11 protein-coding genes and 1 pseudogene are annotated in these 15,257 nt (G+C 60.4%); 3 read left to right on the top strand and 9 right to left on the bottom strand.

Annotated elements, in window-relative coordinates; translation table 11 throughout:
* Window positions 1–249, top strand: a 249-nt coding sequence (locus Q9R39_RS23900) for an ATP-binding protein (protein WP_311278396.1), incomplete at its 5' end; no start/stop codon positions are given.
* A gap of 56 nt (window positions 250–305) precedes the next feature.
* Here Q9R39_RS23900 and Q9R39_RS23895 read toward each other — a convergent pair.
* The 9 genes and pseudogenes from Q9R39_RS23895 to Q9R39_RS23855 form a co-directional block, all read right to left on the bottom strand.
* Window positions 306–812: pseudogene (locus Q9R39_RS23895) on the bottom strand (transposase); the annotation flags it as partial.
* A gap of 243 nt (window positions 813–1,055) precedes the next feature.
* Window positions 1,056–4,097, bottom strand: coding sequence for an RND family transporter (locus tag Q9R39_RS23890; RefSeq protein WP_033206569.1), 3,042 nt, complete (start codon window positions 4,095–4,097; stop codon window positions 1,056–1,058).
* Window positions 4,098–4,183: 86 nt separating this feature from the next.
* Window positions 4,184–4,810, bottom strand: coding sequence for a TetR/AcrR family transcriptional regulator (locus Q9R39_RS23885; RefSeq protein ID WP_004021759.1), 627 nt, complete (start codon window positions 4,808–4,810; stop codon window positions 4,184–4,186).
* Window positions 4,811–5,109: 299 nt separating this feature from the next.
* Window positions 5,110–5,862 carry a TetR/AcrR family transcriptional regulator gene (locus Q9R39_RS23880; protein WP_311278395.1) on the bottom strand — a complete coding sequence of 251 codons (753 nt, stop codon included), beginning with the start codon at window positions 5,860–5,862 and terminating at the stop codon, window positions 5,110–5,112.
* 91 nt (window positions 5,863–5,953) lie between these two features.
* A complete protein-coding gene (locus tag Q9R39_RS23875) occupies window positions 5,954–6,859 on the bottom strand; it encodes an alpha/beta hydrolase (protein WP_311278394.1) in 906 nt (301 codons plus the stop codon).
* On the bottom strand, window positions 6,849–7,919 hold the full coding sequence (locus Q9R39_RS23870) for a ferredoxin--NADP reductase (protein ID WP_078114154.1): 1,071 nt from the start codon (window positions 7,917–7,919) through the stop codon (window positions 6,849–6,851). Before Q9R39_RS23870 ends, Q9R39_RS23875 begins: the two co-directional genes overlap by 11 nt.
* Window positions 7,916–8,785 carry an SDR family NAD(P)-dependent oxidoreductase gene (locus tag Q9R39_RS23865; RefSeq protein ID WP_311278393.1) on the bottom strand — a complete coding sequence of 290 codons (870 nt, stop codon included), beginning with the start codon at window positions 8,783–8,785 and terminating at the stop codon, window positions 7,916–7,918. The genes Q9R39_RS23870 and Q9R39_RS23865 overlap by 4 nt, the downstream gene beginning before the upstream one ends.
* 47 nt (window positions 8,786–8,832) lie before the next feature.
* Window positions 8,833–10,353, bottom strand: a complete 1,521-nt coding sequence (locus Q9R39_RS23860) for an NAD(P)/FAD-dependent oxidoreductase (protein WP_311278392.1) — start codon at window positions 10,351–10,353, stop codon at window positions 8,833–8,835.
* 161 nt (window positions 10,354–10,514) lie between these two features.
* A complete protein-coding gene (locus tag Q9R39_RS23855; protein WP_311278391.1) occupies window positions 10,515–11,483 on the bottom strand; it encodes a diiron oxygenase in 969 nt (322 codons plus the stop codon).
* 133 nt (window positions 11,484–11,616) lie between these two features.
* Here Q9R39_RS23855 and Q9R39_RS23850 point away from each other — a divergent pair, with 133 nt between their 5' ends.
* Window positions 11,617–11,955, top strand: a complete 339-nt coding sequence (locus Q9R39_RS23850; RefSeq protein WP_311278390.1) for a DUF4873 domain-containing protein — start codon at window positions 11,617–11,619, stop codon at window positions 11,953–11,955.
* 82 nt (window positions 11,956–12,037) lie between these two features.
* Window positions 12,038–15,070 carry an RND family transporter gene (locus tag Q9R39_RS23845; RefSeq protein WP_311278389.1) on the top strand — a complete coding sequence of 1,011 codons (3,033 nt, stop codon included), beginning with the start codon at window positions 12,038–12,040 and terminating at the stop codon, window positions 15,068–15,070.
* Window positions 15,071–15,257: the final 187 nt, after the last annotated feature.

Below are 15,257 nucleotides of genomic sequence, written 5' to 3'. Positions count from 1 at the left end.
ATCGGCTACCTCCCATTCGACTCCGACACCGCCAACCTGTTCTTCCAACTCATTGCCAGTCGCTACGAACAAGGCTCGATTCTGATCACCTCGAACATGCCATTCGGCCGTTGGGGCGAAGTCTTCGCCGACGACGTCGTCGCCGCCGCACTCATCGACCGCCTCGTCCATCACGCCGAGGTCATCGCTATCGACGGCGACTCCTACCGCACCAAAGCCCGACGAGAACTCGTCAACACCGACCAGTAACCACACCAAAGGGGGTCAAAATTCAACCGTCGATAAGGGGTCAGTTTTCAGCCGCCGTTGACACCGTAGACATCGGCGAAATGCGCTGAGATCTCGCCGGTTGTGAGGCCTTTGGCATACAGCGACAGCACTACCCGATCCACATCGGTGACGCGACGTTTGCTCTTACCGACAATTACCGGGTCGAAGGTGGCGTTGCGGTCGCGGGGCACCTCGATGGGCACCTGCCCGCACGCGTCGGTCAGGACCCGTTTCGTGCGCGTGCCGTTGCGTGAATTGCCGGTGTTGCGGCCGGCCACGTCATGTTTGTCATAGCCAAGATGTTCGGTCATCTCTTCATCGAGCGCGGCTTCGAGCACGCTCTTGGTCAGCGCTTTGAGCAGCCCGTCAGGACCGGTCAGAGCCACTCCCTGAGCGCGTGAGCTACGTACCAGATCGCTCACCAAAGCCTGCTCGGCCTTCGAGAGCTCACGCACCGCATCCGCGGTGGTGACATCGTGTTCCTGACCGGTCTGAACCGGCCCTGCCACCGGGGCATCCACGCCCCCGATTGTGTCGGTCATCGTCGTGATTCCTCCTGCCCCACGCCGGGGGCGATCAAAACCACTTACACCGAATCAGCGACAGTCCCCAACGCCGCGACGGGCCCTCCTGCGAGTTCTACCAGCGTCAACGACGCGAGGGGCGCTCGCACGTGGGTCGGGTGTGGTGCCGCGGCCGACCGTCGAGCGGGTGTCAGTCGATGAGGTGGGCGCGATGGCTGGATGACTGGCGGGGCCGGTCAGATCTCGGCACGTGCGTGCGTACTAGCGGGACGCTGGATGCGTGTCGGTTCGGGTACTCGGCCACCAGCTTGCTCTGCCGACAAGTGTGGCGATGGTCGGCACGACGATGGTGCGGACGATGAAGGTGTCGAGCAGCAGGCCGATGCCGATGATGAGTCCGACCTGGGTCATGATCGAGATGGATCCGGCCATGAGTCCGAACATGCTGGCAGCGAAGATGAGGCCGGCCGAGGTGATGACTGATCCGGTGTTGGTGACGGTTCTCAGGACGCCGATGCGGATGTTGTTTTGGGATTCTTCGCGTAGGCGAGAGATGAGAAGCATGTTGTAGTCGGCGCCGACCGCGACGAGGACTATGAAGGCCAGTAGTGGTACGGGCCAGGCGATGTCGGTTTTGAGGATGTGTTGAAAGATCAGGACGCCGATACCCAGTGCCGCGGTGTAGTTGAGTATGACGGTGCCCAGAAGGTATAGCGGCGCGATGAGTGCTCGGAGTAGGAGTATCAGGATCAGGCCGACGATGGTGAGGGTGGCCAACGCTAGGAGTCGGAAGTCTTCGGTGAGTAGACGTTGCAGATCGGCGTTGATGGCGGGGAACCCGGCTGTCGCGATGTTGGAGTCCTGCAGGGTTGTGTTCGGTCTGGCGGCGAGTGCGACATCGGTGATTGTGTCGGCCAGTTGCATGGCCTCGGTGCTGTAGGGGTCGAAGCTGGTTTGTATTGCGTAGCGCACGGTATGGCCGTCGGGCGAGACGAACTGGCGAGCGACGTCGACGAAACGGCGGTCTGCGTTGGCCTGAGGTGGGAGGTAGAAGCCGGTTGCTGAGTTTGTTCCGGCGGTCTCGCGGGCGGAGGTTTGTAGTTGTGTGGCTAGCGCGGCCATCCCGGCGAGTTGTTGAAGGTTGCTGTCGATCAGCGCGGATACACCGGCGGCGAGTTGGCGTGATCCCGCCGCGAGTTGACTGATACCTGTTTGCAGTTGGGTGAGCTTGCCGGGAAGGTCTTGGCTGCTGATGCTTCCCAGCGTGGAGCCCAGTGAGTTGACGGTGGAAGTGAGTTGGTCGGTGACTGTTGAGATCGGTGTATCCAGCTGCGCGAGTTGTGTTGACAGCGTGGCGATCTGGTCGAGGGTCCCGTTGCTCAGTAGGGCGTCGAGATTGCGGGTCTGCGCGCGCAGAGCTGCGCACTGCGGGACTTGGGTGCACCAGGGCGCATTATCGAGGATGGGCAGGATCGAGGTCACTGTTGCCAGGGCTGCAGATGTTTGGCGGGTGAGCGCGGCCAGCTGTGGGGCATTCTGAGAAGCGCGATCGAGCGCTGGTGCAGATGCGGCGAGTTGGCGTAGTAGTGGCTGGTACTGCTGAATTTGCTGCCCGGCTGTGCTTGCCTGATCGAGGATGCCGGCCAGGGGGGCCAAGTTGGTGCGTACCTGGGTGTCGAGCTGAGTAAGCCCGTCGGCGAGTTGGAATGCGCCTGTACGGAGCTGTTCGAGGTCACCGCGGCGGTTCTGGCCATCGTCGACCGCACCCGCCAGCCGGTTCCCGATCTGGCCGTTCTGCCAGGACAGCTCGGCTTGCTCGAGCTTGTCCCCGGTGGGACGGGTAACGCCGATGACTCGAGTCACTCCGGGGATCTGGGATACACGTGAGGCCATTTGCTCAAGATCGGCCAGCCCGCTGGCAGTACGGAGATCGATCGGTGCATCTACGACGAGGAACTCGGTGATAGTGACGTCTTGAGGGAAATGACGGTCGAGCAACGCGTAGCCTTCGTTGCTGTCGGTTGTCGCGGGTTGCCCCTCACGATCGTCGAAGGTGATCTGGATGCCCGTCGCGAAGACGCTAAGCACGATTAGCCCGACCAGGGTTAGTGCCAGCAGCGGCACAGGACGCCGCACGACGAGCACGGCGACGCGATTCCAGTACTTTCGGGTCAGATCTCGCCTGGGTGCGCCCCAGCCGAATCGTGCCGCCCACAGCAACACCGGTGGTAGCAGGGTGACCGTGGCGAGGAATCCGATGAGGATGGCGATCGCGCATGCCGGACCCAAGGTGGAGAACACGCTCAGCTGACCAAAGACCATCGCCAAAAAGGCCAGCGCCACCGTGGCAGCTGAAGCCAGGATGACCCGTCCGATAGTTGCTGTCGCGTCCACGAGCGCAACCTCGGTGGTGGCGTCCTGGCGTAGCCGTTCGTGATAGCGACTGATGAAGAAGACTGAGTAGTCGACCCCGGCTCCGAGCAGGATGACGGTCATGAACGCGACGGTGAACTGCGATACCGGCATACCGAGTTCGCCGAGTGCGGACAAGATGCCACGGCCCACGCCGAGGCTGACACCGATCACCAACAACGGCACCAGCGCGGTGAACAGCGATCGGTAAACGATCAACAGAATGATCGCGATAAGCGCCACCGTCGCCAGAGTGATCACGACTAAATCGCTTTCAGCACTGACGATCTGGTCACTGAAAGTGGCTGTCGGCCCGGTGACATGGACAGTGGTGCCCGTACCGTCAAACACGCGCTGCGCGGTTTGGCGCACGGTCTCCACAGCATGCGTGGCCGTTGGCCCTCCCAATGTTCCGGTGACCCCGACAGGCAGGTACCAGGCTTGCCCGTCCTCACTCAAGGCTTGGCCGGCCGTCGTCGGATCGGAAAGCAAATCCCGCACTGACTGCACATCGTCGAAATTTTCGCGCAGCTGCAGAACGAGCATGTCGTAGCGTTCCCGCGCCACGTCGGTGAACCCGTTCGGGTTCTCCATGGTCACGAAAACAGTGGTCTTGGCGCCCTTCTCACCGAACGCACCACCCATCTGATCGAGTGCTTGAAACGATGGAACCCCAGCAGGGATCGGATCAACAGACTGCTGCCGCACCACCGTCTCCAGCTGGGGAAACAGAATCGCCAAGACGATACCCACAGCCACCCACGCCCCGATGACGAGGAATCTGTGCGCCAAGGTGAACCGTGCCAACCGCCCCAATGTCGTGCTGTACTCGCTGCGTTCCGCCAACCGGCGCGCCGCCAAGCGCCCACCACTTGGACGTTGGACCACCATATGCAGCACCTCACCCTCGACCCAGCCCGTCTACGAAACCGACGGTATCGTTACGGTACTAGCAGTACCGTAGATGGGGAAGGAGGTCAGGAGGTTTGGTGTCGCCGGTGGGCCATGAGGAAATCGTCGACAAGCTGTTCGAGATCGCCAACGGTCATCGACCGAATGCCCGTGAGCTTGGCAAAGATCAGCGGGCCCGCGAGCTGGGTGACAGCCATGGTCAAATCGAAGTTGTCGAGCTCAGCCGTGGCCACGTCACTCGTCAAAACTCGATCGAATGGTTCTCGATACTGCTCGACGACTCGACGACGCAGTGGCGCGAGCGCGTTCTGATCCCCGTCGGATTGCCCGGATTGCCGGGGCTGCTCGGGAAGCATTGCCAACCATGCCAGCGTCGTCAACTGCAGCGGTGCATGCTCAATAAGCTCAGCCTGCCGCTGCATCAGCTTCAGCAGGTCATCACGGATCGACGTCGTCGTCTCGGGGGTCTCGGCCTGAGGCAACAATCGCTCGAAGGCAGCCGCCACCAGATCTGTGGAGCTCTCGAAGTGACGATACAAGGTGGTGCGAGCAACACGAGACAGTCGAGTGACCGCCTCCACGGTAACGGCTTCGACCCCGCCACTGTTCAGCAAGGTCACCGCAGCATCCAACAAACGCTGACGCGACCGAACCCGCCTCGGGTCAACATCGTCGAAATCGATGGTTTCCACCCTGGCCACTCCCTACGAAACCAAATCAAGAACCTCTGACTGCACACCAATACCGTCGGTAACAGAACGAAACTGCCAGTGGCGGTACCGATGGAAGGCTCGAGGGGGGCCTTATGAGTGCCGCCACGACTGTGGCACTGTCGTCAACAGTACCGTCTGTAGCGCTCCGCTACTAAGATGAGCGGCGACCAAGGATGATCCCCCATGACAGCCAGCAGTCAGGATTGTGAAATGCGCTCCGTTTGTGTGAGCAGTTCTGCCGCGTGCGTGACACAGGGCGGACCACTCGTGCGGGGTGATTAGACGGGGTCGACGCGAGTGGCGAATGCAGGGTCTCCGAAGGGCCTGTCTCTATGAAAGCGAACGCCCACCGTGGCCGCAGCGCCGTCAATAATCCCCCACGAGGTCTGGCACAGGTGCGCGGCAAACAAGTCCCTGCTCATTCCATTCTGCCGACCGTGATCGATCCACCACTGGGTCGCTGATAGACCAGCCCCCAGGATAGAGGCCACTGCTACGGCGACGAGGGACTCCTCGGCGCCGACCTCTCGGAGGCCACGAGCGAACTCGTCAGAAATAATCTCCATTGCCGATCTCAGCTGATCTGCGGCCCCACCCTCGCCGGACTCAGAGTACTGGAACATGTGATTCGTCATGAGGAAACGGACGACCGCCGGATGGTCGTCGACCAAGGATACGTATGCAGAGATCGCTGAACGGAAAAGCTCGTCAACGGAGCTGTCTGCCTGTCCGGAGAGCAGAGTTGACTGCGCTGACTCCCACATCATCGAACCCAGACGGGCTGCCACGGCGGAATAGAGCCCAGCCCTGTCACCGAAATGGCGGTAGAGCTTAGGCTTCGACGCACCAGCCTCTTCCGCAAAATCGTCCATGCTCACAGCATCGCCGAACTTTTCGATCGCGCGTATCGCCGCGTCGACGAGTCCAGCCTTCACGATAGCGCGGTGGTCGTCCCAACGCGTGCTTCGTGCATCGCGCACACGACGTTGCACTTTCACCGGGGCTGCGGAGATTCGACGGACTACAGACATGACCCTCCACACTATCAGGATGGATGACCGTCGCCCCAATAAGCACGTGGGGCACGCATGCAGTCGGCAGAGACATGGGTCGAAACGAGCTTCAAGCGGATTGGTCTAATCTGGCCACGGCTGAATTGAAGTCTTCGACGGCCTCTAGGTTGGACATGTGACCGACCTTGTCGAGAAGAGTGAATTCAAATAAGACGCTCTGCCGGCCCAGGCGCGCTGCGAGATCCACCGAATGGGCCGCTGGGGTCAGCCTGTCGGCATCACCTACGATGACCGTCGCCGGCACCGTCAGCGAGTCGACCCCCCTGGTGACGTCGATTGTCGCCAAAACTGAACCCCACATCCCGCGCACCTGTGGTGGGCATCTCAACACGATGTCGGCGCACTCATCCACTACCTCAGCAGTCGCACCTGGGCCCAGGGTTCCGTAACGAATCAGGCGGCGAGACAAACGCGTGTCCTGCATCTCGGGTCCGGCGACCGCAAGACTAGCCGCGAAGGCCCGTTCAAGTCTCGGTCGTAGCTGTCGGGGAACTTTGAGCAACGTTGACCGATCCACCAACTGTGATGGCCCGGTGCTTGCCAGTACTACTCCGCGGGCCAGCTCGGACACCGAGGCTGGGTACTCAGCTGCCCAGCTCATGATGGACATACCTCCCATGCTGTGTCCGACCACGACAGCCTTGTCGGTGGGAGTGGCGACCGCCCGAACTACGGCCTCCAAGTCATCGGCCAGAAGTCTCGCCGAGAACGGTACCCGGCCCCGGTCACTCCACCCGTGTCCGCGTTGGTCGTAGACCACTACCCTATGCGTCCCCGCGAACTGCTCGATCTGTGGCCGCCAGAAACGTCCCTGACAGGCCCAGCCGTGACTAAAGACCAGAAGTGGAGCATCCTGGCCCGAGCCGAATTCCTGGGCGAACAACCTGGTTCCGTCGGAGGATAGGACCTCGAGGTGCCGCGATCCTCGCGATTCGCTCGCTATCTCAGAGGTCATCGAAGCTCACCGTAACTGCATCCGTCAGCGGAAGTGCCTGACACGCAAGCCGTTCACCGTCGGCAATGTCATCTTCAACGAGGATGTGGTTTTGTGCCATTTCTACATCACCCTCGACCAGCTTGCATACGCACGCGCTGCAGGCCCCTTCTCGGCAGGAGTACGGGGCATTGTGGCCTTGGGCCAATAGCACGTCGAGCAACGGAGTGTTGCGCGGCCACTCAGTCGTGATGGACTGCCCATTCAGATAGACTATGGCGGTCGCCACACCATCGTCGTCACTGAGATGACGCATCGTGGCTGTGTCGAACGGATCTCCAGTCAGTGACTGAAAGACTTCTCGATGTACCGACGAGTGCTCGACACCGCAGGCCTCCGCCGACTTCTGCACCAGATCCATGAACGGCGCCGGACCACAGGTGTAGATCTGTGCACCGCGGTGCTCACGTATGGCGGATTCGACATTTTCAGGTGCCGGAATCCCCATAGCCGACTCCAACCAGTGGAAGACCGTGAAACGCTCGGGGAACTCGGAGGTGATCTGCGCCAGTTGGCCCTCGTACATGATCGACTCGGCATCGCGATTCGCGTAGAACAGTGTGACTTCGCCCCCACCGACCACAAGGGCCGACTTAATCAGCGACAAGACCGGAGTGATCCCACTTCCTCCTGCAAAGAATAGAAAATCGACGTCGAGATTCTTAGCCGTGAAGTGCCCTGACGGCGGGAGGACGGTCAACTCCATTCCCGGGATCGCGTTGTCGCACAGCCAGTTCGATGCGTAACCGTTCTCCGTCCGCTTGATCCCGATCTCGAGACGGAAGTCCTCGACGTGAGGCGAGCTGCTCAATGAGTAGCATCGTGCGACATGACCGGTCCGATCAGACGGGATCTTCACGGTGATGAATTGCCCTGGGACATGCTTGAACTCCTCGACCATGGCATCGGGGATCTCGAACGAAATGGTGACGGAGTCTTTCGTTTCCTGGGTCACTTCTGAGACGGTCAAGGTGCGTGAGCGGGCTGCGGCAGCCGGACGTGCATCGGGTTCGACGGTCACTTGAGGATCCCCTGTCTACGTGCGACCGCGTAACCCGCCCGTGTCAGTGGCGCCGCTATGTCCTGGTAGCGGGGACCGACCACCCGTGCCACGAAGTCGAAACCGCGGGCGTCCGCACCGATCAGCACTCGCGCTCTCTTCTTGTCCATACCTTTGAGGATTGTCGCCGCTGCTTTATCCGGGGTGCTTCGTGCGATCCTGTCGAACAGCGAGGCGACAGTCGCGGTGTCTGCCCCCATGGCGGAAACGCCTCGGGCATTGTTGACGATGTTGGTTTTTACACCCCCCGGGTGCACACATGTCACTGTGACCGGGTATCGACTGATTTTCATCTCCTGTCGGAGCGCCTCGGTGAAGCCTCTGACGCCGAATTTCGCGGCATTATAGGCGCTTTGGCTGGGGATTCCGATCAAGCCGAAGACGCTCGACGTGTTAATGAGATGTCCGTCCCCGGACGCGATCAGGTGAGGCAGAAACGCCTTCGACCCGTTAACGACTCCGCCAAAGTTGATGCCCATGAGCCAGTCGAAGTCTTCCCAGCTCATGTCGACCACGTCGACGCCCAAGGCCACGCCGGCGTTGTTGAACACCATGTCGACGTGGCCCGACTCTGACCGCACTCCGTCGGCATAGTCCTGAAAAGCAGCGCGGTCCGCAACGTCTAGTACGGCGGCGGTTACCGTTGCCCCATGCGTGGTGCGGCAAAGTTCTGCAGTCTCCTTCAAGTGCATCTCATCAATGTCGGACAGTGCCAGTGCGGCACCTCGCTCCGCCAACTGGAGTGCCAGAGACCGACCGATCCCTGACGCGGCGCCGGTGATCACTGCCACCTTGCCTGTGTAATCATGCCGGTCAGAATTGCTCACTGTCGTCTCATCATTTCTACTAATTGTGTCTTTGCGTGCGTTCGGGCTCAGGCGATGTCGTACTCGGCGGGGTCGAAATCTTTTGTGGCGCGCCAGTACTGCCATGTGAAGCCCGGCCACACGGTCCGGTTGACGCCTTGCGAGTCGAGATACCAACTCGTGCAGCCGCCGTTGGTCCACACTCCCTTGGCCAGCTTCCGCTGGATGTCGGTGTTGAACTGTTCTTGCACGGACGGGCGTACGTCGACCTTCTCAGCGCCTCGGCTTTCTACTGTGTCGATGGCCTTCATGATGTATTTGATCTGTTGCTCGATCATGAACACCACTGAGTTGTGGCCGAGGCCCGTGTTGGGTCCGAGGAGGAAAAACAGGTTGGGAAAACCCTCGGTCGTGATGCCCAGGTGCGTGTTAATCCCCGTCTGATGCCAGTGGGACGGGAGATCCTCGCCAGTGGCACCTTTCAGGGCGAGCTGATCGAAACCATCAGTCACGTGAAAACCGGTCGCATAAATAATTACATCGATGAGGTGCTCGACGCCGTCTGAGGTGACGATGGAATCAGCGGTGACCCTCTCAATCCGATCGCTGATGACGGTGGTGTTGGGCGCCGCTAGTGCAGGGTAATAGTCGTTTGACCCCAGAATTCGCTTACAGCCGATGCGATATGACGGGGTCAGTTTCTTGCGTAGTACCGGATCAGAGATGGAGCGTTCAATGTTCCACCGAGCGACCCGTTCGATTGGCCGCATGAGGTTGGAGTGACCGTTGAGGCCGAAGGCTAGGCTCTCCGCACCCCAGTACACCGACCACCTGGCGATACGACGTGCAATCGGGAGTTTACTCAGAAGGGTCCGCAGGGCCGGCGGAACGGTGAAATTCTTGCGCGGTAGGACCCAGGCAGGGGTTCGCTGGAAGACTTTGAGGGACATGGCCTCCTTCTGTACGAACGGCACAAACTGGATAGCGCTGGCACCAGTGCCGATCACGGCGACACGCTTGCCCTCCAGATCCACCGAATGATCCCACTGTGCGGAGTGAAACGCTTCGCCTTTAAAGTCCTCAATCCCCGAAATTTCGGGAAAATTGGGGATGTGCAGCGCACCGACTCCTGAGACTACGAACTGAGCAATGTACTCACGTCCGGACTCAGTACGCAGGTGCCACCGCGACTCTGACTCGCTCCAGTATCCGGAAACCAACTTCTGACCGAAATGAATCTTTTGTGTCAGGCCGCGCTTGTCCGCCACATCTTGTAGATACCGCTCAATTTCTGGTTGTGACGACCACACCTTCGACCAGCTACCTCGACTCTCGAATGAGTACGAGTACATCAGCGACGGGACGTCACATGCACAGCCCGGATAGGTGTTGTCGCGCCAGGTTCCACCGACGGAGCTTGCCTTCTCCAGGATAAGAAAGTCGCTGTACCCGCGACGTCTTAGCTGTGCGGCCATCCCGAGACCAGAGAACCCGCTTCCGATGATCAGAATCTTGGTCGAAATCGGGTCGTTGGTTGAGTCAGTTGTGGCGGTTGCGCGCGAGGCGCGCCGGGTAGTTGAAGATGCCATGTTTATGCTTTCTCCCTCGTGAGTTCGTTGGCACAACACATCACCTGCGCACAGTGGCGGCAGGTGATCTGTTGAGGCGGAAGTGATCGCGAAGCCATCGAGAATGCTCCGCACAGGTCTAACTGATGTCGACCGCGACGTTTCGGCCGCGTGAACGGAGATCAGCGGAGATCGTCGGGAAGGCTCCGCGTCGCGCGCCACATGGCCATTGTGAATTTGCCCTCCAGCATTCCCGCCTCATGGAAGAATCGAATCATGGGCTCCGACATGAACTGCAGGTTGGTCCGATAGTTTGGGCTGGTTTGTTGTGCCCATACGCCACGCCAGCGGCTAATTCCCACTGCGGGGTACACTTTCGGATTGATGAGCAGCGGGTACGCCAGGTTCGCGATGACGGCGAGCACTCCTCGGTGCCAAGCGCGCGTCGCCTTACGTCGACGCTGCATGCCTTCGATCATCTCCAGTCGCGCAAAGGTAATGTGACGGGCTTCCTCGAGGACGTGGATCTTCATGAGCTGGCGAAGCTGAGGCTGCATACTGGGGTCGTTCATGGCCTCGCGCTGGGCGCGGTCCAGGATTTCCTCGATCAGCAGCGTGGCTCCGGACACCGACGGTCCGAGGGGGACGAAATGCAGGATCTTCGCGAAGCTCAAGAAGCCCTTAGGGAGCTTGTAGGGGGGCACGCCTGTTTTGTTGATGAGGCGCGCGAACATAGTGGAATGGCGGGACTCATCGCCGATTTCTGTCAGCGCGTATAGGGACTTCTGATCTGTTAGCGCCCCCTTTGCCGACATGCGCAGGAGCGCTGAACTCAAGAGGTTCTCTGCGTAGATGCCGAAACTGAGGATGCTCACGATCTCGTGGCGTCCCAGCTCGCGACGCTGCTCCTCGGTCATCTTGTTCCACAGTTTGGTGCCGTATAGCGACACTCGGTGCTCTGGCAGAAAGTACTTGCCTTCCTCCCAGGGCGACTCCCAGTCGATGTCGATCTCCGCGTCGTAGAACTTCTCCGCGGAAGACCGCAGCAATCGACCCGCAGATCGTTCCATGTCGACGGGCTTGCGCCCGTTCACCCGAGCCATGCCCTCCTTCGAAAAGTCGGGCTTGATCTGGATATCCTGCACGGTCATGTCTTCTCCTCGGTCGTTCACGGCTGGGAGTCGGGGCCTGGGGCCCAGTACCCATTACTCATAGTATCTGGTACTGCTAGTATCCACGTACCTCGATATTTGTCAACGCTCAGTGCGAAGAAGGTAGGGCTGCATGTCTGACGACCATGACCTCGACTACTCCGGCGAAGGGACCCTGGTGTGCCGCGGGGCGGAGATCCATGTCGAAGCGAAGATCAAAGGCTATTTCCAGCCGCTGAACGGCCTGTACACCTGGTATGGCCGGATTCAGAAGAATGATGAGCTCGACGGGCTCCTGAAGGGCGCCCGCGCGATCGCTGTATTTACGACCCCCGAGGGCCGAGCGGAGTGTGTCGTCGGGGATCCCGACTTCTGGGGCCGATACCGCATCTCAGGTAAGAGCACTCCGCCATACCACCTGCCCACCACTCTCGAGGAGGTCGAAGACATGGTCGAGCACCACCACAAGTGACAACCATCCACCGCCGCACGGACGTTCGCGAAACGGGTGCGCACGATTGGGTCGCCCACTTCAGGTCGAGAGGATATTGCACATGGTGAGTTCGTCTCCCATTCGAACCCGCCCGTCGAGAGGGGGCGAGAAACTCGGCGAGTACAGTCCGACCCTTGAGCGGGTTGCATGGTTTACCCTCCGCCGCAAAGGGATTGTGACGCTGGTTTGGATCGGTGCCGCCATCGGCTTAGGCCTTCTCTTTCCTCAACTGGAGTCAGTGATACGGGAACAATCTGTGGATCCGATCCCGGCCGGAGTCCCGTCTTTTCAGACCTTGGACCGTATGGGCGCCGCTTTCGACGAGCGCGGCGCCAAGACCACCGTATTCGTTGTGATGGAGAACAGTGCAGGCCTGTCCGACAACACCCGCGATCGATATCACGTGCTTGTCGACACCCTGCGGGCGGACGACAGGCACGTCATCGCTGTCCGGGACCTGCTGAGCGATCCCCTCACCGCAAGTCAGGCTCTCAGCAAAGACAAGCAAGCCTGGTATCTGCCCGTGGGAGTGGCCGGCACACTCGGGGGACCCGATACCGCGGAGGCGGTCGCAGCGGTGCGTGAGATCGCTGAGAGTATCTTTCGTGACAGTGGGACGACAGTCCGTGTGACAGGCCCGCCCGCGACCTTTAGCGACCAACTCGCCGTGGGCGAGTCGGATCTGGTCCTGATCACTGTTGCCACCGTGCTGCTGATCGCCGTGATCCTCCTGATCGTCTATCGTTCGGTCTTCACCGCGCTGATGCCGCTGCTTGTCGTGGGCATGAGTTTGGCTGTGGGTCGCGGAGTTCTATCTGGACTGGGCGAGCTGGGCATGCCGGTATCCCAGTTCACGTCAATGTTCATGACCGTCATCATCTTTGGTGCCGGAGTTGACTATTCGGTGTTCCTCATCAGCCGCTATCATGAAGGTATTCGAGCGGGTTACTCTCCTGATGTCGCTATCGCCCACGCGAATGCAACTATCGGCCGCGTGGTTCTAGCGTCGGCGGGCACTGTGGCCCTAGCGTTCCTGGCTATGGCCTTCGCCAAGCTCAGTGTGTTTAACACTTTGGGTCCGGCCTGCGCAATCGCCATAGCTTTCGCATTCTTGGCGACGGTGACATTGCTGCCCCTCGTACTCTCTTTCGCTGCCAAGAAAGGCGCCGGCCTTCCCCGCCGTGACCTGACGCGGGATTACTGGAGAAGAGTCGGAGTCATGGTTATCCGGCGGCCGGTCCCTCTGCTCGCGATCAGTGTGGTCGTGTTGATCGGCCTCGCCATGGTCGCCGCAACAATTCAGATCACCTACGACGATCGCGAGGGGCAGCCACCTGACACAGGGAGCAACGAAGGATACGCGCTTCTCAACCGCCACTTCCCGAAAGACATCATCATCTCAGAATTCTTGGTGGTGGAGTCCGAGAACGACATGCGCACGGCTCAAGGCCTTGCCGACCTCGACCAGCTAGCCTCCCGCGTCGCGCAGATTCCCGGCGTGACCAGGGTCATTGGCGTGACGCGGCCGACCGGTGAGAAGCTAGAGCAGGCGCAATTATCTTGGCAGAATGATCAGATCGGTACCAAGATCACCGAGGAGACCGGTGATGGACAGGCCCGCAAGGGTGATCTGGCCGTCCTGAAGACGGGGTCAGAGCAGCTCGCCGGAGGCCTGGCACTGTTAGAAGACCAGATATCCTCCAACCTCGCTCCGCTGTCGGGGTTGCTAGACGAGGTGTCGTCATTTGGCCCACAACTCGATCAGTACCGGCCGTTGGTGAACCAACTCGCGAGCGCCGCCCCAACGCTTCGACAGTTCTCCCAGCAAGCGCCCGAGCTGGCTCAACTCGCACGTCGGGCCCAGTCTGCGGCAGACGCGGTCGCGCCAGCGTTGTCCGCATTGGAAGCTCCGTGGTGTCAGCAGATCGCGCAGTGCTCGGCACTGCGCGCGCAAACGGCCGACATCCGGGCACTCGCGGATGATCAGTCGCTCGCGAGGGTGGCTAACTTTGCCGCGCAACTCGGCCGCGTGAGTGCGCCAGGCTCTACCGACATGGCACAGCTGCAGTATTCTCTTCAAACGCTGGATTCTGCACTACAGACCATCGGTGGACAGGACCTCGGGAACAGGGTCTCGCAACTCGAGTCCGGCGTCGGCGCACTCGCCGACGGCGCGCGTCAGTTGTCGAACGGAGTCGGAGCTTTGGTGGACAGCAACCTCCAGCTACTCGGTGGACTAGCACAGGTCGCCGCACAGCTACGGGCTCCCGCCCGCGAGATCGGCAACTCTGATTCGGCAACCGGCTTCTATCTCCCCGCGGATGCGTTCAAGGACCAGCAGTTCAGTCAGGTCGCTCGACAGTTCATCTCGCCCGACGGGAAAACCGTGCGCTATGCGGTACAGACCTCCTACGACCCGTACTCTGCCGATGCAATGACGCTGGCGAACGAGCTGTCTAGCGTCGCCGAGAACGCGATGCCGAACACCACTCTGGAGGGCGGACGTGCTTCGGTCGCGGGCTTTCCTGCGATCAATGCCGACGTCCAGCGGTTGTTGTCGTACGATTTCAAACTGCTTGGCATAGCCACACTTCTCATCGTGGGTCTGATCCTGATGCTGCTGTTGCGGGCCGTCGTTGCACCTGTCTATCTCCTTGCAACCGTCGTCTTGAACTACATGGCGGCTCTCGGTATTGGTGTGCTCGTACTTCAACACATCCTCGGTGCCGGGATCGCCTGGCCCGTGCCACTGGTGTCGTTCATTGTCTTGGTGGCGGTGGGCGCCGACTACAACATGCTGCTGGTGTCACGGCTGAGAGAGGAAACGAGGTGGAGCGTGCGGGTCGGCGTAATGCGTACCGTCGCTTACACCGGGTCGGTCATCACCTCGGCTGGGTTGATATTCGCGGCCAGCATGTTTGGGCTGATGGTCGGGTCCATCGATGTGATGGTGCAAATCGGGTTCATCATCGGTGTCGGTTTGCTGCTCGACACGTTCCTGGTGCGGACCTTAGTAGTCCCGGCGCTAGCGGTGCTGCTGGGCACTGCGAGCTGGTGGCCGGGTGACATCGACCGTTTCCGGCTCGCCCCTTGACCATCGCAAAAGTCACGCGGACGGACCCATGGGGATCTGACAAGCGTCGGTCGCTGAATATCCCGACCATTCCGTCAACAGGTAGGAGGGGCATAAGCATGACGCAGCACCGTCGCCCGTGATAGATGAGTTGCGTCCTAATTCAAACGCTAGCTGCACTGACCTTGGTACGCGGCTGGCTGGTGGT

Source organism: Gordonia sp. AC31 (assembly GCF_031844505.1).
GTDB lineage: Bacteria > Actinomycetota > Actinomycetes > Mycobacteriales > Mycobacteriaceae > Gordonia > Gordonia hongkongensis.
The sequence above is the reverse complement of the archived record's forward strand: the minus strand, read 5'-3'. Positions and strand labels throughout refer to the sequence as shown.

Excerpts from the sequence above, each read along its gene's own strand:
- Q9R39_RS23850 (WP_311278390.1), top strand. The coding sequence starts at position 11,617 with ATGTCTGACGACCATGACCTCGACTACTCCGGCGAAGGGACCCTGGTG.
- Q9R39_RS23880 (WP_311278395.1), bottom strand. The coding sequence starts at position 5,862 with ATGTCTGTAGTCCGTCGAATCTCCGCAGCCCCGGTGAAAGTGCAACGT.
- Q9R39_RS23845 (WP_311278389.1), top strand. The coding sequence starts at position 12,038 with ATGGTGAGTTCGTCTCCCATTCGAACCCGCCCGTCGAGAGGGGGCGAG.
- Q9R39_RS23855 (WP_311278391.1), bottom strand. The coding sequence starts at position 11,483 with ATGACCGTGCAGGATATCCAGATCAAGCCCGACTTTTCGAAGGAGGGC.
- Q9R39_RS23890 (WP_033206569.1), bottom strand. The coding sequence starts at position 4,097 with ATGGTGGTCCAACGTCCAAGTGGTGGGCGCTTGGCGGCGCGCCGGTTG.
- Q9R39_RS23860 (WP_311278392.1), bottom strand. The coding sequence starts at position 10,353 with ATGGCATCTTCAACTACCCGGCGCGCCTCGCGCGCAACCGCCACAACT.
- Q9R39_RS23875 (WP_311278394.1), bottom strand. The coding sequence starts at position 6,859 with ATGACCTCTGAGATAGCGAGCGAATCGCGAGGATCGCGGCACCTCGAG.